Here is a 21,070-nt window from a genome sequence, read left to right as displayed (position 1 = left end):
GAGGACTGAAAATCCTCGTGTCCCTGGTTCGATTCCTGGTCGAGCCACCAGGAAAATCACTAACGTAAGTTAGTGATTTTTTTATTGTATAAAATGATAATTATTGATATGTAATGTAAGATTAATTTAGAGGTTAATATACAAAAAGGCTTCCTTCATCTATTTAAATTTACTATAAAACTTTAAATGGATGAAGAAAGCAATTAAAATAATTAAAATATATTAATTTTTTTAATTATTTTAATGTTTATTATAATTTATTTAAATCGTCAAGAAGTGTATTTATATGTTCTTTAACTTTAACTTTTCTATATTCTTTAACAAGAATACCTTCTTCATTTATTATAAAGGTACTTCTTTCTATTCCCATGACCTTTTTACCATACATATTTTTTTCTTTTATAACGTTAAATAAGTTACAAACTTCTTCATTTTCATCACTTAAAAGTATAAAAGGAAGATTAAATTTTTCAGTAAATTTAGCATGAGATTTTAATGAATCTCTACTTATACCAATAATAATAGCATTTTTATCATTAAAGCTTACATTATTATCTCTAAAGTCACATGCTTCGGTTGAACATCCTGGAGTATTATCTCGTGGATAAAAATAAAGTATGACTTTTTTACCTCTATATTGACTTAATTTATGCTCATTATTATCAGAACCCATTAATGAAAAATCAGGAACTAAGGAATTAATTTCTACCATATTGACCCTCCTAAAGCTATATAATAATAATTATTATATAATAGTTAAAAAATATAATCAATAAGATAATTGGAACTGTATACATTGGTAAAAATCTGTTATAATTATATATATTATATATATTATATATAAAAAAGGAGAAATTTATATGGAAAATAAAGTTTTAGCAACAGTGTCAGGAATTGAAATAACAGAAAATGATTTAAATGCAATAATAATGAGATATCCAGCAGATAAAAGAGGAATGTTTAATTCTGAAATGGGAAGAAAGCAACTATTAGAGCAAATGATTTCATTTGATTTAATGTATAAATTAGGAACTGAAATGAAAATAAATGAGACAGAAGAATATAAAGCTAATTTAGCTCAAGTTGAAAAAGATTTACTTACTCAATTAACAATTAATAAAGTATTAGCTGAAGTAACAGTTACAGACGATGATGCTAAAAAGTATTATGATGAACATAAAAATGAATTTGATCAGCCAGCTACAGTATCTGCAAAGCATATATTAGTTGATAATGAAGAATTATGTAATGATGTTAAAAATAAGATTGTAAATGGTGAGTTAACTTTTGAAGAGGCTGCAAAACAATATTCAACATGTCCTTCTAAGGAACAAGGAGGAAATCTTGGAGTGTTTGGTAGAGGAATGATGGTTCCAGAATTTGAAGAAGCTGCTTTTGGATTGGAATTAGAAAAGGTAAGTGAACCAGTTCAAACTCAATTTGGATATCATTTAATTAAAGTTGATGCAAAAAATGAACAAAAACCTTCAGAATTTAATGAGGTTAAAGGACAAATTGTTCAAAGATTAATTCAAGAAAACCAGGAGAAGAAATATTTAGATTTAATGAAAGAACTTGAAGCTAAATATGACGTTAAAAGATTTTAATTTAAACATATAGATACTTATAATTTAAAAATCACATGTACAAATAATTTATTTGTACATGTGATTTTTTGGCTAGCATAAAATCTAAATTATAGTAATTCTTCATAACTATATATGTAATTATCGCATTCTTTTTTTAATATATCTACTTGATGTTTAGAATGTTCATCATAAACACCAGTAACTTTCATGCCTGCTAGTTTTACACCTTTAACAGCAGCTATTATGTCTTCATATACCATGCATTCAGAAGGCCTAACACCAAGTTTTTTCGCTGCTAATAAATATATATCTGGATTGCTTTTACTTTTTTTTACTTCATCAGTTACTGTTATAGCGTCAAATAAATCAAAAGCATTATTATTTATTAATGTTGCAGTTAATAATGAAGTAGAACTACTAGTAGCTAGTCCTAATTTTATTCTAGAGTTTTTTAGTTTTTTTAAGTAATTAAGAGCATTTGGTTTTAGTTTTACATTATTTTTGTAATGATTATATGCCATGGTATCCCAAGTATTCATTATATCTTCAATTGAATCTTCTATTGAGAATCTTTTTTTAAAATATTCTGCTGTTTGAGAAAAGCTTAAATGTGTAATTTCATCATTTAAGTTATTTGGAACATCATGTCCCTTTGATGATAAATAATCAATGTCTATTTGTTTCCATACCCACATTGAATCAACAAGAGTTCCATCTAAATCAAATATAGCAGCTTTTATGTTATTCAAATAATCATCTCCTAAATTATATTTTGCATAACAAAAAAGAGATAGATAATAACCTATCTCTTTGGTCGGGGTGACAGGGATCGAACCTGCGACCTCATGGTCCCAAACCACGCGCGCTCCCATCTGCGCCACACCCCGAAGTACATTTAATATTATATTAATAACTTAAGGATATGTCAATACTTTTATTTAAATATATTTTATTTATTTGTTGTATAAGATACTTTTTTAATTATTGTGTTATAATTTTGTTGTTATAAATATTTTGTGAGGTGATTCTATATGAATATTACATTTTTAATAATGTTTCTAGGAAGTTTAGGGTTTATATTATTGGGAACATTTTTATTAAATAATAAGTATATAAAAAATATTGATACTAATGACAAGGAGTTATACAGAGAGGTTAAAGCAATGAAAATTAGTGGATACACTAATATAGCAATTGGCGCAGTAGGATTAATTTGTTCTATTATTGCTTTTGTTTTAGGAGCACTTAGCAAAACTATAGTTATTGTATTTGTTATGTGTATAGCTATATTATCTACAACTCAGTACATATTAAATAAGAAAATTAGAAAGTAAATTTTGAAACAAAATATTTAAATTATAAAAGTAAACTATAAATTTATATTAAAAAATTAATTTTTTAATATAAATTTATAGTTTTTTTAATTGCATAGAATTTTACTATATGTATAAAAAGTGATTATTTATAAATAAACGTATAATAAATATAGGTTTAATTTTAATGAAGTAGTGGTTTTTAAAATTTACCATTGTCCAAACTTTCCATAAGTGTTATAATGTTAAGGAATACAAAGGAGAGGGGGAAGGTCAAAAGACCTTACGGATAACATGAAGAAAAGTATGATATCAGCTGTATTAGCTGCAACTCTAGTTGTTACTTCAGCAATGCCTGCCTTTGCTACACCAAATCAAGAAGTAATAGAAAATCAGCAGAAATACGATGAATTAACACAAAAGATAGAGGATATAAATAATCAGATATACGTTTTAAATGGAGAAATAGAACCTTTAGTTCAAACAATTGAATCAAACAATGCTCAAATGGAACAAATAAAGGTTGAAGTAGAAAATACACAAAAGGAAATACAAACAGCTAAAGAAGAAATTGAAAAGACTGAAGAAGTTTTAGGAAAAAGAATTAGAGAATTATACAAGTCAGGTGGACAAAGTAGTTACATAATGTTATTATTTAGTGCTGATAGTTTTAATGATTTAATTAGCAAAATTGAATCAACTAATAGATTAGTAAGCATAGATAAAAAAATAGTTAAAGAATTAGAAGACAAGCAGCAGTCCCTTAATGAAAAAATCGAATCTTTAGATGAAAAGGAAAAAGAACTTACAAGAGTTAATGAAGAAACTAAAAAATCTTTAGATGAATTTGAATCTAAGAAGGCTCAACAAGAAAGTTTGGTTGCTGAGGTTAAAGCTGAACAAGCTAAATTTGAAGTTGAATTTTTAGCAGTTTCAGAAAGAAAATTAGTTGAACCACAGTTTTCTGTTATAGGAAATTCTTCAAGTTCAATTGATGAATTAAATAGTGCTATTAGTCAATTAAGAAATATAAGAGATAACCAAATTAAGAGTGGAATAGTTAAGGAAGAGATAAATAATAAAATTGAAGCTGCGAAAGAAAAAGTTTCTCAACTTCAAGCAGCAATAGAAGCAGCGAATTCTGCTAGTAAACCAAATAGAGGAGATGCAGTAGTATCTGTAACTGGCAATGCAATTGTGGATTATGCATATAAATTCCTTGGAACTCCTTATGTATGGGGTGGAACAAGCCCTTCGGGATTTGATTGTTCTGGATTCACTCAATATGTATTTAGAAATGCAGCAGGAGTAAATTTACCAAGAACAACATATGATCAAATAAATGTGGGAGTACCTGTATCTTACAATAATTTGCAACCAGGAGACTTAGTTTTCCCTCATACTGGACATGTTGGAATATATGTTGGTAATGGACAAATGATACATGCACCAAGCACTGGTGATGTAATTAAGGTTTCAAGTGTATATAAATTCTATACAGCAAGAAGAGTAGTATAGTTTATAATTAAAGACTAGGATTTTATTAATCCTAGTCTTTTTTGTATATAATATGTATAATGAAATTACTTAATTTATAATTTAGTGAGGAGTGTTTTATGAACGTTAATATAAATATTGATGAAGGTATTGATGACCTACAATTAAATGAATTAAAATTAATCCAAAAGAAACAAGGATTTAGGTTTGGAGTAGATGCAGTTTTATTATCTCATTTTGCAAATATAAAAAATAAGCATAGAGTTATTGATTTATGTACAGGTACAGGTATAATTCCATTTTTAGCTTATGGAAAATATTCACCTAAGGAAATTATAGGACTTGAGATACAAGAGGATATGGTTGAAATGGCTAATAGAAGTTCCATACTTAATAATACTATTGATATAGTAAAATTTGTTCATGGTGATTTAAAGAATATAGAATTGTTAGATTCTTTAGGTAAGTTTGATGTACTTACAGTTAATCCACCATATAAATTAAATAATGCTGGAATAGTTAATCCTAATGATAAATTAGCAATAGCTAGACATGAAGTTATGTGTACATTAGAGGATGTAATTTTAGCTGCTAGAAGATTACTTAAAGATAATGGAAGAATGTTTATAGTACATAGACCAGAGAGATTGGCCGATATTTTTGGGCTTATGAGAAAATATAAGATAGAGCCTAAGAGAGTTAGAATGGTTCAACCTAATACTAAAAAAGCACCTAATATAGTTTTAGTAGAAGGTCAAAGAGATGGTGGAGCGTTTTTAAAATGGGAAGAAACACTATATGTATATGATGATAATGGAAATTATAGTGAAGAAATAGATCGTATTTATGGAAGGAAGTAATTATATGGAATATGGAAAGATATATTTAGTGCCTACACCAATAGGTAATTTAAAGGATATAACTTTAAGAGCATTAGAAGTATTAGAAAATGTAGATGAAATTGCAGCTGAAGATACAAGACAAAGTTTAAAATTATTAAATCATTTTAATATAAAAAAGCCTCTTTTTAGTTATCATCAACATAATGAGCAAGGGAAAAGTGATGAAATATTATCTAAAGTGGAAGCGGGAAAGAATATAGCAATAGTTACTGATGCAGGTACACCAGGAATATCAGATCCGGGAAGTGTAGTTGTTAGAAAGTGTATAGAAAATAATATACAATTTGAAGTTTTACCAGGAGCAACAGCTATTACAACAGCTTTAGTTTATTCCGGATTAGATACTACAAAATTTATTTTTAGAGGATTTATTCCAAGAGAAACTAAAGAAAGAAAAATATTAGCTGAGGAAATTAAGGATAAAAAAGAAACACTAATTTTTTATGAATCACCACATAGGCTTATAGATACTTTAGATTACTTAAAACAAACATTAGGGGATAGGAATATAGCTGTTTGTAGAGAATTAACAAAGTTACATGAAGATATTTATAGGGGAACTATTAAAGAAGCTTATAATTGGTTTTTAGATAATAAACCAAGAGGTGAGTTTGTATTAGTTATTTCAGGTAAGAGTGAAGAGGAGTTTAGAGCTGAAAAGGAGCAAGAACTTAGCGGAATAACAATTGAGCAACACTTAATTAATTTAATAAATAATGGAATTGATAAGAAAGAAGCAATAAAGATAGTTGCTAAGGAAAGAGATCTTCCTAAAAAGGAAGTTTATAAAATAGCGATTAATTTATAAATTAAAGTAATTTATTTATAAAATATATAAATAAAAGGAGTTGTACTCATATTAGACTAAAAGTTTTAGATATGATACAGCTCCTTATTTATTTAATAAAATTATGTATAGTAATAATTAACTACTTACCAACTTTTAATTCTTCCATACAGTTTTTGCAGATGTTTTTACCTTTGTAATTAACAACATCTCTAGCATCACCGCAGAATATACAAGCTGGTTCATATTTCTTTAGTATGATTTGTTCACCATCTACATATATTTCTAAAGCATCTTTTTCAGCAATATCTAAAGTTCTTCTTAATTCTATTGGAATAACTATTCTTCCTAGTTCATCTACTCTTCTTACAACTCCAGTTGATTTCATTTTAAATTCCTCCTTAAAACAAGTTTCGACATTTAGCAGATTAATATTACCAGATATGTAATTAAAAGTCAATAATAAACTTTAAAAAAAAGTTTTAATTACAAAATTCTCGTTAAATTAATTCATAATTAAACTATACTACCATATTTTTGAAAAGTCAATAAAATTTTATAAAATAAATGACAAAATAAACATAATAAGACACGGCTTGTGCACTTATATTGTAGAATTGCAATGGACAAGTTTAAAAAAATTAAATATATAAAAATAAAATAAGAAAAAAAAGTAAAAAACTATATTTTGAAGAATAGTTTTTATAATATATGTTAAGAATTAGGGTTATAATAAAAAAATAACGTATAAAATAGAAAAAAGTAACTTGTAACGAGTTTATAGTTACTATATAATATAACTATTGAATTATACAAGAATGAGGTGAAATAATATGGTTAATAAGATTGATAATAATTATATAAAAAAAATTGAAGAAGAAATATCAAATACATCAATGATACCTTATGAAGATTTACCTAAATATGATCTTTTTTTATCTCAAGTAATAGATTTTTTAAATGATAAGTTTGTTGAAGATAAATATACTAATAATATAGTTCAAAATTATATAAAAAGTGAAGTTATTAGTAAGCCAGAGGATGGTAAAAAGAGAGGGTATACAAAGATACATTTAGTTCAACTTGTATTATTAAGTTATATGAGGCCAATACTTACAACAGAAGAAATTAAAAAGGTTTTTAGTTTAGCTTTTAATGAAATAAATGATAGATCAGATGATATCATAGATTGGGAAACAGCATATAAGTTATTTTTTGAAACTCAAGAAGAAAGTTTAGATAAAAATTTAAATGCTACATTGATAAATGATGAAAAGTTGGATTCTATAATTAAAGAATTAGAGTTAGATGAAAAAGATGAAAATAGTATTAGAACTTTTGTTATAGTATTGTCATTAATAGCTCAAGCTAGTGCTATTAAAAAATTAGTTCAAAAAATAGTAAAGGAATATCATTCTTAGTTTTAAGCTACCGATTTAATTGGTAGCTTTTTTGTTATAATAAAATAATATAAGAGAGGAAAGATTTATGAATGAAAAATTAATGTTTAAAGAATCAGTTAGGGGAATAATAGAATATGTTTTAAAATCAGGAAGTTTGGATGATAGATTTTTATCTAAGGGGAGAGCTATAGAAGGAACAGTTGCACATGGAAAACTTCAAAAAAATAATGAGCTAATATATGAATTTTATGAAAAAGAAGTAAAGATGCAGCATGAGTTTAAAAAAGATAATATAACATTATTAGTTGAAGGAAGAGCTGATGGAATTATAAAAGAAAAAGAAAATATAATTATAGAAGAAATAAAATCAACACATACTGACTTAAGCTATTTATATGAAGATTATAATTTATTACATTGGGCACAGGTAAAGTTTTATGGATATATTTATTGTGTAGATAATGATTTAAAGGACATAACTATAAGACTTAGCTACTTTAATATAAATACAGATGAGGTTAGGTCATTTGATAAAGTATATGATTTAAATGAATTAGAGAGTTTTGTAAACGAAATAGTTAATAAATACTTAAGTATATTAATATTAAATAAAGAACTTAAAATAGAGATAAATAAAAGTATAAAAGAATTACAATTTCCATTTAAGTCATATAGAAAGGGACAAAGAAATTTTGCTATAAGTTGCTATAGTAATATAAGAAAAAAAGGTGTATTATTTGCACAAGCTCCTACAGGGATAGGAAAGACAATTTCAACTATTTTCCCAGCAATAAAGGCATTAGGAGAAGGAATGGGAGAAAAAGTAATATACTTAACTGCTAAAACAATAACTAGAACTGTAGTAGAAGAGGCATATACAATATTATTAAAAAATAACTTAAAGTTTAAGGTAGTAACTATAACTGCAAAAGAAAAAATATGCCTTAATAATGAAGTAAAATGTAATCCTGATGATTGTATTTATGCAAAAGACTATTTTACAAAAATAAATGCTGTAATAATAAAATTGATAAAGAGTAATAGTATATTTTTAAGAAATGAAATAATTAAATATGCTAATAAATATAAAGTATGTCCATTTGAACTTTCATTGGATTTAAGCAATTGGTGCGATGGCATTATTTGTGATTATAACTATGTATTTGATCCAAGAGTTAGTTTAAAAAGGATATTTGAAGATAGAAATGAAGATAATATATTGCTGATAGATGAGGCACATAATCTTGTTAATAGAGCAAGAGAAATGTATAGTTGTACTTTACAAAAAAGTAAAGTAATGTCTGTTAATAAGATTATAAAAGGAAGGGTTCCTAACTTGTATAAGATTTCTAATTCTATAAATAAAGAGATGATACATATAAGACGAGAATTAGAAGAGATAAATAAAAATTTTAAATATGATAATGAAAAGTATAAAGATTTAATAAAGTTATTAAGGAGTTTTATTAGAGAAGCAGATAGTTATTTATTAAAAAGTAAGGGAACAGAGGGATACGAAGAAGTATTGGATTTTTATTATGAAGTAAGAAATTTTATTTCAGCAAGTGAATTATATAATGAAGGATATACAACTATATTAAAAAAAGATAAAAATGAATTTATTATAAAAATATTTTGTATTAATCCTGCTGAAAATTTAAGGAAGGTTATTAAAAGCTCTTATTCAAGTATTATATTTTCGGCAACGTTGTCTCCTGTAAAATATTATGTGGATTTAATAGGGGGAGATGATGAAAGCGTAAAATTGAAATTTGATTCACCATTTAATAAGGAAAATTTATTAACATATTTATATCCATTAGATATGAGATATGTTAATAGAGAAAATAATATTGATATATTGTGTAATGTTATAAATAAATTTATTAATGAAGCAAAAGGTAATTATATGGCATTTTTACCTTCATTTGATTACTTATATAAGGTGTATTTAAGATACATAGAGCTATACGGAAAAGAAAAAACTATAATACAAGAAGAAAACTTATCAGAAGATAGGAAAGAGGAATTTTTAAAATATTTTAATGATCATAATAACATTATTGGTTTTACAGTTGTAGGTGGAATGTTTTCAGAAGGTATAGATTTACCGGGAAATAAATTAATAGGAGCTATTATAGTGGGAGTAGGTTTTCCAATGGTTTCTATTGAAAATAATATAATAGCAGAATATTTTAGTTCAAATGGATTTGATTATTCATATACTTATCCTGGAATAAATAAAGTCATTCAATCAGCAGGAAGAGTAATAAGAACGGAGAATGATAAAGGTAGGATATTATTAGTGGATAAAAGGTATGATAATTTAAAATATAAATATCTTTTACCTAGTGAATGGAATATAAAAAAATTTATATTTAATATTAATAAAGAATAATTATAATGTTAGTGGTTTATATGTTAATAAACCGGAAAGGAAATATGGTGATATAATGTCTAAAAAAGAGACTAATATTAAAAAAAGTTTCTTTAAGTTTATAATATATTTTATAGTTAAAATAAAAAATGATGATATTTTTGCATTAGCCGCACAGCTAGCATATTATTTAATATTATCATTTTTTCCTTTTTTAATTTTTTTATTAACTTTAATTGGATTTAGTAATTTAGATTCTATGGAGGTATTAGGTGCATTAAGGGCTATGTTACCTACTAGTGCATTTGAACTTATTTATAATGTAATTATAGAAGTTATTGAAAAACAAAATACTGGATTATTAGGAGCTTCTTTGTTATTAGTGGTTTGGTCTGCTTCTTCAGCTTTTAGAGCAGTAATTAAGGGGATAAATAAGGCTTATGGATTAAATGAAAATAGATCTTTTATAAAGAGAGCTTTTATAGCTATAATTTGTACTTTTTCATTAGCATTTGTAATATTGTTGACTTTAATATTATTAGTATTTGGAGGTTTAATAGGAAATTTAATAGCATCCTATCTACCACATCCTATAATTGTATATAGGATATGGAATTTTTTAAGATATATATTAGTCATATTTATGATGATATTAATTTTTGCAAGTATATATAGATATACTCCATCAAAAAGACTTAAATGGAAAGAAGTTTTTCCAGGAGCTATTGCTTGTACAGTAGGTTGGCTAGTTGTTTCTTTAGGATTTTCATTTTATATAAATAATTTTAGTAATTATTCCAAAATATATGGAGGATTAGGAGCTGTTATTATACTAATAACATGGTTATATTTAACTTCCATAATTTTAATTACAGGTGGGGAAATTAATTCTATTATTGTTATAAGAAAAATTGAGTCAGTAAAATAATTTTAAATAAATATTGAATCTAATAATATTTTAGAAATATCATTATAATTATAAATTTCCAATGAATAGAAAAAAATGAAGTGGTTATACTCAAAGATGAAGTATTCAGGAGGTGTAATTAAATGAATAAAATAGTATTATTAGGAAAACTTATAAAGGACCCTGAACTAAAAACTATAGATAATGGTGAAAAAGTTTTTACAAGGTTCATAATTGCGGTAGATAGAAATTTTAAATCTGCTGATGGAACTAGAAAAGCTGATTTAATTCCTGTAACTATATGGGGAAGAAAAGCTGAAGTAGTATGTAAATACATGACTAAAGGAAGCTATATTAGTTTAAGTGGAAGACTAAAAACAGGAAGTTATGAAGATAAACAAGGAAATAAAAAATATATAGCAGAAGTTGTTGCCGAAGATTTTAAATTTGTTGGAAACAAAAGAGAAGTTAGAGAAAATAATGAAGTTATTGGTGAAGAATAAATTATAAAAATAAAGATTGCTTTTAGCAATCTTTATTTTTATATTATATAATAAGTTTTTTTCTGCGATTATAGTTTTCGACAATTATTTTAACCTTTTAAATAACATGATTAATAAGTAAATTTATAATATTCAATAAAAAAAGTGTAATAAATTACAATTATGTTGAATAGTAAGGAAAATTTTATTTTTAGCGACTCCACCATTTGACATAATTTTAATTTAATTTATGTTATTGTTTAATTATTAATTAATTATTAATAATATGTGGAGGGATAAGGCAGTATGAAGATAAATAAAACATTAAGCGAGATTGTTAATATTGATGAGAGAGAAGTTAAATATATTTATAGAATGACTGAAAAAATGATAAGAAATAGACAAGCTTTTGGTATAGAAATTGAAAGACAAGACTTTAATGATGGGGAAGTAATTAACTTAGAAAGAGATTATGTAAGTTTAGTTGCTATTGAAGAAAAAAAAGCAAACGATATATTAGTATTATTATTTAATAATTTAGTTTCTCCTATTCACTTAGTTGATATAGTTGGTGAATATTCGGATTTATGTGCGGCTGAATTTTAATTTCTAAGATTATATTTACATAAGGTAACAATACAAAAGATAATTAAATTATCCTTATGGATGTATAGTTTAACAAAAGAGGTGATTTAATGATATTGGGAATTGGAACAGACATAATAGAAATAGACAGAATAGAGAAGGCGATAAACAATACACCAATGTTTTTAGAAAAAATATTTACTAAGAGAGAACTTAAAGAATTAGCTAAAATAAATTTTAGAGCAGAGAGTATTGCAGGTAATTTTGCAGTAAAAGAATCAGTGAGCAAGGCTATAGGAACTGGTGTAAGGGGATTTTCTTTAAGTGATATAGAAGTATTTAGAGATGAATTAGGTAAACCTTTTGTAGAGGTATCTAATAAGGTAAAAGAATTAATAAAATCTAATAATTATAAATTTAATGTTTCTATTTCTCATAATAGAAGTTGTGCAATTGCATTTGTAGTACTAGAGTCACATCAACCTACATAATATTTATATAGTAAAAATTAACATAAATAATATTTTTTTAAGCAGCTTAATGATAAATTAAGAATAAAATATATAGTTATTTAATATTAGTAATAATGAAATAGTGGTTATTGGAGGATCTATGAAGAAAAAAATTATTATAACATTATTACTAATCATACCTTTTATATCTATTTTTCTTGTTGTTATATTTAGAGGAATGGTTTCGCCAAACAATGAGGATATAATTAGAGATTTAAAAAATATTAAATGTTATGAAACAAAAGTTGAGTACATAGTTAAGAATAGCAAAGGAGAAGAGAGAGAAGATACATTTCAATATTATTCAAAAGATAAAGGGGTAAGGGTTGAGTTTAATGATAAAGTTAAAATTTATAAAGCTGATGGAATTTATGTAAAAGATAATTCATCTACTGGTGAATATGTAATTGAAAGCAACATGGACATACTTCACTCGATAGCATTTATGAATAACATATTATCTTATCCATTAATAAGTGACTCAGTAAAAGAGGGACAAGAAGAGTGGGGAGATAAAATATATATACAAGTAGATACAGAATTGTTTTTAAATAATGAGCATTTTAATAGTGCAAGAATTTTTATTAATAAAAAGCTTAGAACTCCTATTGGAATTATAATTTATGATAAAGATGGAAATGATTCTGTAAGAATAGTTTATGAAGATTTTAAAATAGTTAAAGATATTGATGAAAATTTATTTAACTAGTTTTTTTAAAAATAAAATATGGATACTGAATATAAATTCAGTATTCGTTATACAAAGTTTAAATAAGATAAGAACATAAGAAACAAATGATTAAATAGAGATAAATAGTACAAAGAAAATTTAGCCAGTGTAGTATTTAGTTAAATCAAGTTGTATTAATTGTGGTGATAATCTAAGTACATATTAATTATTTTAGAAATAATAATTAAAAATATACTCATAAAAGATTAGTTTTTTGTAAAAAAATATAAATTTTATACAGATAGTGACATTTCTATTTGCAAAATGACATATTTTGAAATATAATTTTCTTATTACATTCCAAATAGAACTCCTAGGAGGTCAAATATGTCAAAAAAAATAGATAATACAATAATCTGTAAATTTAAAAATGATTTTGAAAAAAGTAGTAAATTTATTAAAGATAGTTTAATAGTATATAGTGAGGAGAATGAAGCAAGTAAGTTTTTTGAATTAATGAAAAATGGCTATAAAGAAATGTCGAAAATTAATTTAGAACTTTCATACGATGCTAATTCATCACAAAGGTCACTTAAATACAAATTTGATGATATAAATGAATATGAGAAATGGCTTTGCGGAGTGTGATATTTTTAATGACGACTATGGTTGTAAAAAGAGGGGATATTTTTTATGCAGATTTAAGTCCTGTTATAGGCTCTGAGCAAGGTGGAATTAGGCCAGTAATTATTATACAAAATGATATAGGGAATAAGTATAGTCCTACAGTAATAGTAGCTGCTATAACTTCTCAAATTAATAAAGCCAAGCTTCCAACACATGTAGAGATTTCATCAGAGGAATATGGGTTAAATAGAGATTCTGTTGTTTTATTAGAGCAAATAAGAACTCTAGATAAAAAAAGACTTAAAGAAAAAATAGGTCATATGACAGAAGCGGATATGAAAAAAGTAGATAAATCATTACTTATAAGTATAAGTCTAGCTTAAATATTGTATTTAATAGATGAAAAGACAAAGTAGAATTGCTTTGTCTTTTTATTTTTTATTTGATACTTATAATAATCATAAATGTGATATACAATTAAAAATAAATAAAGTATACTTTAATAAAAAATAGTGTATACAAATGAAATCTATTATGTTAAAATGGAGTTGGTTAATTTACATATTAAAATAAATTTGATTAATTTACATAATTCAAGAGTATAATAGAATATATTAATATAAATTATTAAAATGGAGGCTTTTAAATGATTAATAATATAGAAGAATTAAAATCAATATCTAAATTAATAAGAAAAGATATAGTTTCAATGTTAACAGAATCAGCATCAGGACATCCAGGTGGATCTTTATCAGCAACTGATATTGTAACTACTCTTTTCTTTAAAGAAATGAATATAGATGCAAGCAATCCAAAAAATCCGGATAGAGATAGATTTGTATTATCAAAAGGTCATGCTGCCCCAGTTTTATATAGTGCATTAGCAAGAAAAGGATTTTTTCCAGTAGAAGAGCTAAATACTTTAAGAAAGCTTGGATCAAGATTACAAGGTCATCCAAGTATGAAATGTTTACCTGGAATAGATATGTCAACTGGTTCTTTAGGTCAGGGGATTTCTTCAGCTGTAGGAATGGCATTAGCAGGAAAAATAGATAATAAGTCATATAGAGTTTATACTATTTTAGGTGATGGTGAATTAGAAGAAGGTCAAGTATGGGAAGCTTCTATGTGCGCAGCTCATTATAAATTAGATAATTTAACTGCCTTTGTAGATTTTAATGGATTACAAATAGATGGAAATATAGAAGAGGTTATGAATCCATCACCAATAGATAAAAAGTTTGAAGCATTTGGATGGAATACTTTGGTTATTGATGGACATAATTATGATGAAATAATAGATGCTATAGAAAAGGCAAAATCATGTAAGGGTATGCCAACGGTTATTATATGTAAAACTGTTAAAGGAAAAGGTGTATCATTTATGGAAAATGAAGCAGGATGGCATGGTACAGCACCAAGTAAAGAGCAATGTGAAAAAGCTTTAGCTGAGATTGGAGGAGACAGATAATGAGTAAGAAAATCGCTACAAGAGAAGCATATGGAAAAGCATTAGCAGAATTAGCAAGAGAAAATGAAAATGTAGTAGTATTAGATGCAGATTTATCTAAATCTACTAAAACAGCAGATTTTAAAGCAGTTTCTCCAGAAAGATTCTTTAACATGGGTATTGCTGAAGGAAATATGATGGGAGTTGCAGCAGGATTATCAACTTGTGGAAAAATTCCTTTTGTAAGTACATTTGCAATGTTTGCTGCAGGTAGAGCATTTGAGCAAATAAGAAATTCAATTTGTTATCCAAAATTAAATGTTAAAGTTTGTGCCACTCATGCAGGTTTAACAGTTGGAGAAGATGGTGCATCTCATCAAACTGTTGAAGATTTATCATTAATGAGAAGCATACCAAACATGGTAGTTATTTCACCAGCAGATGCAGTTGAAACTATGGCTGCAATCAAGGCTATAGCTAAGTATGATGGACCTTGCTATGTAAGATTAGGAAGAGCTGCTGTTAATGTTATAAATGATGAAAGCACTTACAAATTCGAATTAGGAAAAGGTGTTGTAGTATCAGAAGGTAGAGACGTTACTATAATTGCAACAGGAATAATGGTTGATGCTGCAATAGAAGCAAAAGATATTTTAGCAAAAGAAGGAATTGATGCTAAGATTGTAAATATACATACAATAAAGCCTTTAGACACTGAATTAATTATAAAGTCTGCTAAAGAAACAGGTGTTATAGTAACTGCTGAAGAGCATAGCATTATTGGTGGATTAGGTTCAGCAGTTTCAGAAGTTATTACTGAAAATTATCCAGTACCAGTTTTAAAGGTTGGAATTAACGATACTTTTGGTGAAAGTGGAAAGCCAGATGAATTATTAAAGGCATATAACTTAACATCAAAAGATATAGTAAATAAAGTTAAACAAGCAATTACCCTAAAAAAATAGATTATTATATACCACAAAACAGCTATTTACCACTAAAACTGCGATTTTAAGTCGCAGTTTTTTTATGCTAAAAAATCATACTTGATTAAAGTTGAATATAATGATTAAGGATATTAAATCAACTAGGATAAAAAATATGGAGTGAGGAAAAATAATACAAGTAGTTTAAAATTGTAAGGAGTATTTTTATGAATAAAAATTTAAAAGATTTTTTATTAATAACTATTGGAATACTTTTAGTTGCAATATCCGTAGTGTATTTTTTTGATCCTAATAATATTGCAGCAGGAGGAATAACAGGATTAGCAATTGTTATAAATCATTACATACCATTTATATCAATTGGACCGCTTGTTTTAATTATGGATGCTGTTTTATTTGTAATTGCATTAATAGTAATAGGAGCTAAGTTTGGGGCTAAGAGTATATATTGTAGTCTTTTATTATCAACATCTATGTGGATAATGCAAACTTTTTTTCACTTTACAGTAACAAGTGATTTAATGCTTGCAACTATATTTGGAACTCTAATATCAGCTGGAGGAATGGCGATAGTATTTAATGCTAATGCTTCAAGTGGTGGAACAGATATAATAGCTAAGATTTTAAATAAATTTTTCCATGTTGATATAGGTAAATCATTGCTTATGGTTGATTTTTTAGTTACTCTATTAGGAGCTATAACTTTTGGTATTGATATTGGATTATATGGATTATTAGCTGTTATAATAAATGGAGTTGTTATAGACAAAATAATAGCTGGATTTAAGGTTAAAAGTGAAATTACAATAATAAGCCCTAAAAATAAAGAAATAAGTAATTATATATTAAATGATTTGGAAAGGGGGTGTACTTTTATAAAAGGAGTTGGTGCTTTTACTGGAAATGATACATCTTTATTATATACAGTTTTAGATAGAAGTGAATTTATAAAATTAAAAAACCACATTAGTGGTATTGATAAAAATGCTTTTATAACGGTTGGAGAAGTTCATGAAGTTATGGGAGAAGGATTCAAGGGTATAGATGATGATTAAAATTAAAAAACGATAGGAGATAATTATGCAAAAGATTAAAGAATATTTACTTACAACTATAGGAATAGCATTAACTGCCTTAGCATTAGAATATTTTTTCTTTCCTAGTGATATAGCAGCAGGTGGAGTGTCAGGTATAGGATTAGTAATAAATAAATTAGTAGGTTTAGATACTAGTATAGTTGTATTTGTGCTTAATATTTTTCTTTTTATTTTAGCTTTTCTTGTTTTGGGAAAATCTTTTGGAGGAAAGAGTATTTATGCAACAGTAATGCTTTCGGTATTTATGTGGGTAATTGAGAAATTTTTTACTCCAGGAATTTTAACTGAAAATATGTTTTTAGCTAGTTTTTTTGGATCAATAATTTTAGGAATGGGTGCAGCAATTGTTTTTCATCAAGGAGCATCTACTGGTGGAACTAGTATTATAGCTGCAATTATTAGTAAGTTTACACCTATTGGTATAGGGATATCTGTACTTATTACAGATTCACTTGTTTGTATAATGGCTATTAGTGTATTTGGTGTAGATAAAGGATTGTTTGGATTTTTTAGTGTAATATTAATTGGATTAGTTATAGATAAATTTATAGATGGATTTAATAGATGTAAGCAAGTATTTATAATAACATCAAAAGAAAAGGCCATAGTTAATCATATAATTAAAAAAATTGATAGAGGATGTACAGTTCTTAATGGAAATGGTGGATATACAGGAAGTGATGTAAAAATAATATACACAGTTTTAAGCTCAAATGAATTTATATCTTTAAAAAAGGATGTCAAAGAAATAGATCCAGAAGCCTTTTTAACTGTTAATGAATCAATAGAAGTTTTAGGAAAAGGATTTGCAGATTTTCAATAAAAATGTAGCAAAATTAGGAAAATAGGCCTTTAATGTTGGTATTATGACTTTTTGTATGATATAATGTCTGTATAGTTTTTAAAGTTAAAGTTGTAAGAGGTGTTATTTATGATAGAATTTAAGGACGTGTCCAAGATATATGAGAATAATGTTAAAGCATTATCAAATGTAAATATAAAAATAAATTCAGGAGATTTTGTTTTCTTAGTTGGACCATCTGGTGCTGGTAAATCTACTTTTATAAAAATGTTATTAAAAGAAGTAGATCCAACAATGGGAGAAATTATAGTTTCTGGTAAAGATTTATCTACTGTTACTAGAAAACAAATACCATATTATAGAAGAAAAATAGGAATGGTGTTTCAAGATTTTAGATTAATACCTACTTTAAATGTATATGAAAATGTTGCATTTGCAATGAGAGTAGTAGAAGCTTCACAAAAGGAAATTAGAAGAAGAGTACCAATGGTGCTATCTTTAGTTGGATTATCTCATAAATATAAAATGTTTCCTAATGAATTATCTGGAGGAGAACAACAAAGAGTATCTTTAGCAAGAGCAATAGTTAATAATCCAGATGTTTTAATAGCTGACGAACCTACAGGTAACTTAGACCCAGAAACAGCAAATGAAATAATGGGATTATTAGAAGATATAAATAAATCTGGAACAACTATACTAATGGCAACTCACGCAAAAGACATAGTAGATAATATGAAAAAGAGAGTTATAGCTATTGACAGAGGAATTGTTGTAAGAGATGATAGGAAGGGGATGTACGAAAATGAAAATTAGCACGTTAAATTACTTTATAGTTGATGCCTTAAAAAGCATAAAAAGAAATAGGACAATCAGTATTGCTGCTATGATAACTGTATTAATAACTTTTTTTGTTTTTGGTACATTTACTTTATTAGCATTAAATTTTAATAAAAGTATAGAAGATGTAGCATCTAAAATTCAAATCCAAGTATATTTAAAAGATGATATAAAATTAGTTGATCAAAAAGAAATAGAAATTAAGTTAATGGAAAACCCACAGGTTAGTGAAGTTAAATATGAATCTAAAGATGAAGCATTTTTAAGCTTAAAAGAAAATTTAGGTAATAATGCTGGATTATTAGAAGGATATGATTTAACTAATAATCCATTACCAAGTTCGTTTGTTGTTAATTTAAATGATCCTTCATTTGCAGAAGAGGTTGCTAAATCAGTTGAAAGTATGACTGGTGTTGAAGGAATAGGAAATCAACAAGATGTAATTAATACAATAAGTAAGTTTGTTGATGTAGTACAAATAGTAGGTATAGGATTATTTATAGTATTTGTTGGAGTATCAGTATTCTTAATAATGAATACAATAAAACTTACAGTATACTCAAGAAGAAGAGAAGTTGGAATAATGAAGTTTGTTGGTGCAACAGACTGGTTTATTAGATGGCCTTTTGTTATTGAAGGTATAATAATTGGTGCAATAGGTTCTTTAGCATCAAGCTTAGTATTATACTTTGCATATAATGGTGTATTTAAGTGGATTGTTTCATCTATGTTTATAGTAAACTTAGTACAGCCACAATTTGTTTTAACAACTTTATTAGCATCTTTTGTTGGTGGTGGTATAGTAGTTGGAGCAATAGGAAGTATATTTGCATTAAGAAAATTCTTAGTTGTTTAGTATATAGAATTTGTTAATTAGGTAAAAATAAATAAATATAGAAATTATTTTAAAACTACAACTCATTACTTAGGTTATGGGTTGTAGTTTTAAGTGAATAAGGGGGAATTTATAATAATATAAATTTTATTTTATGCAGAAAGGAAAGAGAATTTATGCAGAATTATAAAATGCAAGAGGAAAATTCGAACAATAGAAAAAGAGGAGTAGTTAAATATTTAGTTCTGATAGTTATAATACTTGTAACCTATGTAGGGGTATTTTACTTAGGAAATATTCTAGCTACTAAAGGGATTGTTATTGGTTCTATACCATCAAAGGCAGTCAGTGATTTAGAGGATATTAAAGATACAGAAAAGTATTCAAATTTATTTAATTTGAGAAGTATGTTATTTTCAATGTATAATGGTGAAATTGATGATGAGAAACTTTTAGAAGGTGCTATGAAGGGAATGGCTGATGCTATAGGAGATCCATATACTGTTTATATGGATAGAGATGAATTTAAATCATTTATGGAATCAAGCCAAGGAAGCTTTTATGGAATAGGAGCTCAATTAGGTGTTAGAGATAATAATGTAAAAATAATATCTCCAATTAAAGGTTCACCAGCAGAAAAAGCAGGATTAAAAGATGGAGACATAATACTAAAAGTTGATGATTATGAAGTAAAGGATTTAAATGTAGAAGCAGTTGTTTCTAGAGTAAGAGGAGAAAAAGGTGAGCCAGTTACATTAAAGGTTAAACGTGAAGGTATAGAAGAACCTTTTGATATTAATATAGTCAGAGATGAGATTAAAACAGAGTCAGTAAAGGGAGAAATTTTAGAAGATGGAATTGGTTATATGCAAATAACAACCTTTAGTGATGAGGAATTAAGTGATAAGTTTAATGAAAAATTAAATGAATTAAAACAACAAGGAATGAAAAAACTAATATTAGATTTAAGAGGAAATCCAGGTGGATACTTAAATGAGTGTGTTGAGATGGTTTCTAATTTTATTCCAAGTGGGGAAGTAATTACTTACACAATTGATAAGTATGATAAGAAAGTAACATCAAACTCAATAGGAGGAAATGCTATTGGAATGCCGTTAGTTGTACTTGTAAATGGTGGAAGTGCTAGTGCTTCAGAAGTTGTAACTGGGGCTTTAAGAGATTATAAAGCTGCAACAATTATAGGTACAAAAACATTTGGTAAGGGTATAGTTCAACAACTTAAAGTTTTACCTAATGATATGGGAGGACTTAAAGTTACAGTATCAAAGTATTACACACCAAATGGTGAAAATATCCATGGCATAGGAATAGAACCAGATATATTAGTAGAAATACCACAAGAGGTATTAAAAATGGATTATGATAGAAATATTGATCCACAATTTCAAAAAGCATTAGAGGTAATAAGAGAGAAGAATTAGTTTAGG

Annotated in this window: 24 protein-coding genes and 1 tRNA gene; 21 read left to right on the top strand and 4 right to left on the bottom strand. The window is 26.4% G+C overall.

The genetic code is table 11. From position 1 onward, the window contains the following. Window positions 1-250 precede the first annotated feature (250 nt). Window positions 251-712: a peroxiredoxin gene (locus QZ321_RS07875; protein WP_291750409.1), complete on the bottom strand. Its 462-nt coding sequence runs from the start codon at window positions 710-712 to the stop codon at window positions 251-253. A gap of 148 nt (window positions 713-860) precedes the next feature. On the opposite strand from QZ321_RS07875, the gene QZ321_RS07870 reads away from it, so the two are divergent. After that, on the top strand, window positions 861-1,607 hold the full coding sequence (locus tag QZ321_RS07870; RefSeq protein ID WP_291750411.1) for a peptidylprolyl isomerase: 747 nt from the start codon (window positions 861-863) through the stop codon (window positions 1,605-1,607). A gap of 89 nt (window positions 1,608-1,696) precedes the next feature. Here QZ321_RS07870 and QZ321_RS07865 read toward each other — a convergent pair whose 3' ends face one another. Both QZ321_RS07865 and QZ321_RS07860 read right to left on the bottom strand, forming a co-directional pair. Beyond that, window positions 1,697-2,338: an HAD family phosphatase gene (locus tag QZ321_RS07865; RefSeq protein ID WP_291750413.1), complete on the bottom strand. Its 642-nt coding sequence runs from the start codon at window positions 2,336-2,338 to the stop codon at window positions 1,697-1,699. Window positions 2,339-2,400: 62 nt separating this feature from the next. Further along, window positions 2,401-2,476 (bottom strand) — tRNA-Pro (locus QZ321_RS07860). A 144-nt stretch (window positions 2,477-2,620) separates the two neighbouring features. Between QZ321_RS07860 and QZ321_RS07855 the strand changes: the two genes are divergently transcribed. The 4 genes from QZ321_RS07855 to rsmI all read left to right on the top strand — a co-directional run bounded on the left by QZ321_RS07855 (window position 2,621) and on the right by rsmI (window position 6,109). Continuing rightward, entirely contained in the window at window positions 2,621-2,923 is a 303-nt protein-coding gene (locus QZ321_RS07855; protein ID WP_294196544.1) for a hypothetical protein, read from the top strand. Window positions 2,924-3,208: 285 nt separating this feature from the next. Further along, on the top strand, window positions 3,209-4,420 hold the full coding sequence (locus QZ321_RS07850; protein WP_294196542.1) for an NlpC/P60 family protein: 1,212 nt from the start codon (window positions 3,209-3,211) through the stop codon (window positions 4,418-4,420). 98 nt (window positions 4,421-4,518) lie between these two features. Beyond that, on the top strand, window positions 4,519-5,259 hold the full coding sequence (locus tag QZ321_RS07845) for a tRNA1(Val) (adenine(37)-N6)-methyltransferase (RefSeq protein WP_291742631.1): 741 nt from the start codon (window positions 4,519-4,521) through the stop codon (window positions 5,257-5,259). Between the two features lie 4 nt (window positions 5,260-5,263). Beyond that, the gene (gene rsmI / locus QZ321_RS07840) at window positions 5,264-6,109 is read left to right on the top strand and encodes a 16S rRNA (cytidine(1402)-2'-O)-methyltransferase (RefSeq protein ID WP_291748629.1); all 846 of its coding nucleotides are present in this window, start codon (window positions 5,264-5,266) and stop codon (window positions 6,107-6,109) included. A 121-nt stretch (window positions 6,110-6,230) separates the two neighbouring features. On the opposite strand, the gene QZ321_RS07835 is transcribed toward rsmI, so the two are convergent. Beyond that, window positions 6,231-6,476, bottom strand: a complete 246-nt coding sequence (locus tag QZ321_RS07835; protein WP_133015918.1) for an AbrB/MazE/SpoVT family DNA-binding domain-containing protein — start codon at window positions 6,474-6,476, stop codon at window positions 6,231-6,233. Window positions 6,477-6,921: 445 nt separating this feature from the next. Between QZ321_RS07835 and QZ321_RS07830 the strand changes: the two genes are divergently transcribed. The 16 genes from QZ321_RS07830 to QZ321_RS07755 all read left to right on the top strand — a co-directional run bounded on the left by QZ321_RS07830 (window position 6,922) and on the right by QZ321_RS07755 (window position 21,064). Continuing rightward, a complete protein-coding gene (locus QZ321_RS07830; RefSeq protein ID WP_291742636.1) occupies window positions 6,922-7,509 on the top strand; it encodes a DUF1836 domain-containing protein in 588 nt (195 codons plus the stop codon). A gap of 67 nt (window positions 7,510-7,576) precedes the next feature. Beyond that, window positions 7,577-9,889, top strand: coding sequence for an ATP-dependent DNA helicase (locus tag QZ321_RS07825; protein ID WP_291748627.1), 2,313 nt, complete (start codon window positions 7,577-7,579; stop codon window positions 9,887-9,889). A gap of 55 nt (window positions 9,890-9,944) precedes the next feature. After that, complete coding sequence (locus tag QZ321_RS07820) at window positions 9,945-10,796, top strand: YihY/virulence factor BrkB family protein (RefSeq protein WP_291742642.1); 852 nt, start codon at window positions 9,945-9,947, stop codon at window positions 10,794-10,796. 122 nt (window positions 10,797-10,918) lie between these two features. Next, on the top strand, window positions 10,919-11,278 hold the full coding sequence (locus QZ321_RS07815) for a single-stranded DNA-binding protein (protein ID WP_291742645.1): 360 nt from the start codon (window positions 10,919-10,921) through the stop codon (window positions 11,276-11,278). A 285-nt stretch (window positions 11,279-11,563) separates the two neighbouring features. Next, complete coding sequence (locus QZ321_RS07810) at window positions 11,564-11,863, top strand: DUF6514 family protein (RefSeq protein WP_291742649.1); 300 nt, start codon at window positions 11,564-11,566, stop codon at window positions 11,861-11,863. An 89-nt stretch (window positions 11,864-11,952) separates the two neighbouring features. Then, window positions 11,953-12,333, top strand: coding sequence for a holo-ACP synthase (gene acpS / locus QZ321_RS07805; protein ID WP_291748623.1), 381 nt, complete (start codon window positions 11,953-11,955; stop codon window positions 12,331-12,333). Window positions 12,334-12,454: 121 nt separating this feature from the next. Beyond that, window positions 12,455-13,063, top strand: coding sequence for a germination lipoprotein GerS-related protein (locus tag QZ321_RS07800; protein WP_291748620.1), 609 nt, complete (start codon window positions 12,455-12,457; stop codon window positions 13,061-13,063). 348 nt (window positions 13,064-13,411) lie between these two features. Then, window positions 13,412-13,672 (top strand): hypothetical protein, encoded by a 261-nt coding sequence (locus QZ321_RS07795; RefSeq protein WP_291741467.1) that lies wholly within the window; start codon window positions 13,412-13,414, stop codon window positions 13,670-13,672. 8 nt (window positions 13,673-13,680) lie between these two features. Beyond that, complete coding sequence (locus QZ321_RS07790; RefSeq protein WP_005212255.1) at window positions 13,681-14,034, top strand: type II toxin-antitoxin system PemK/MazF family toxin; 354 nt, start codon at window positions 13,681-13,683, stop codon at window positions 14,032-14,034. Window positions 14,035-14,297: 263 nt separating this feature from the next. Then, window positions 14,298-15,122, top strand: a complete 825-nt coding sequence (locus tag QZ321_RS07785) for a transketolase (protein WP_291741470.1) — start codon at window positions 14,298-14,300, stop codon at window positions 15,120-15,122. After that, entirely contained in the window at window positions 15,122-16,066 is a 945-nt protein-coding gene (locus QZ321_RS07780; protein ID WP_291741473.1) for a transketolase family protein, read from the top strand. Before QZ321_RS07785 ends, QZ321_RS07780 begins: the two co-directional genes overlap by 1 nt. Window positions 16,067-16,254: 188 nt before the next feature. Continuing rightward, window positions 16,255-17,103: a YitT family protein gene (locus QZ321_RS07775; protein ID WP_291741475.1), complete on the top strand. Its 849-nt coding sequence runs from the start codon at window positions 16,255-16,257 to the stop codon at window positions 17,101-17,103. Window positions 17,104-17,128: 25 nt separating this feature from the next. Beyond that, window positions 17,129-17,968 carry a YitT family protein gene (locus tag QZ321_RS07770; protein WP_291741477.1) on the top strand — a complete coding sequence of 280 codons (840 nt, stop codon included), beginning with the start codon at window positions 17,129-17,131 and terminating at the stop codon, window positions 17,966-17,968. 108 nt (window positions 17,969-18,076) lie between these two features. Next, complete coding sequence (gene ftsE, locus QZ321_RS07765; protein WP_291741479.1) at window positions 18,077-18,763, top strand: cell division ATP-binding protein FtsE; 687 nt, start codon at window positions 18,077-18,079, stop codon at window positions 18,761-18,763. Beyond that, window positions 18,753-19,643, top strand: coding sequence for a permease-like cell division protein FtsX (gene ftsX / locus QZ321_RS07760; RefSeq protein WP_291741481.1), 891 nt, complete (start codon window positions 18,753-18,755; stop codon window positions 19,641-19,643). The genes ftsE and ftsX overlap by 11 nt, the downstream gene beginning before the upstream one ends. Before the next feature lie 155 nt (window positions 19,644-19,798). After that, window positions 19,799-21,064 (top strand): S41 family peptidase, encoded by a 1,266-nt coding sequence (locus QZ321_RS07755; protein WP_291748617.1) that lies wholly within the window; start codon window positions 19,799-19,801, stop codon window positions 21,062-21,064. Window positions 21,065-21,070: the final 6 nt, after the last annotated feature.

The organism is uncultured Clostridium sp., from assembly GCF_910588715.1.
Classification (GTDB): domain Bacteria; phylum Bacillota; class Clostridia; order Clostridiales; family Clostridiaceae; genus Clostridium.
The sequence above is the reverse complement of the archived record's forward strand: the minus strand, read 5'-3'. Positions and strand labels throughout refer to the sequence as shown.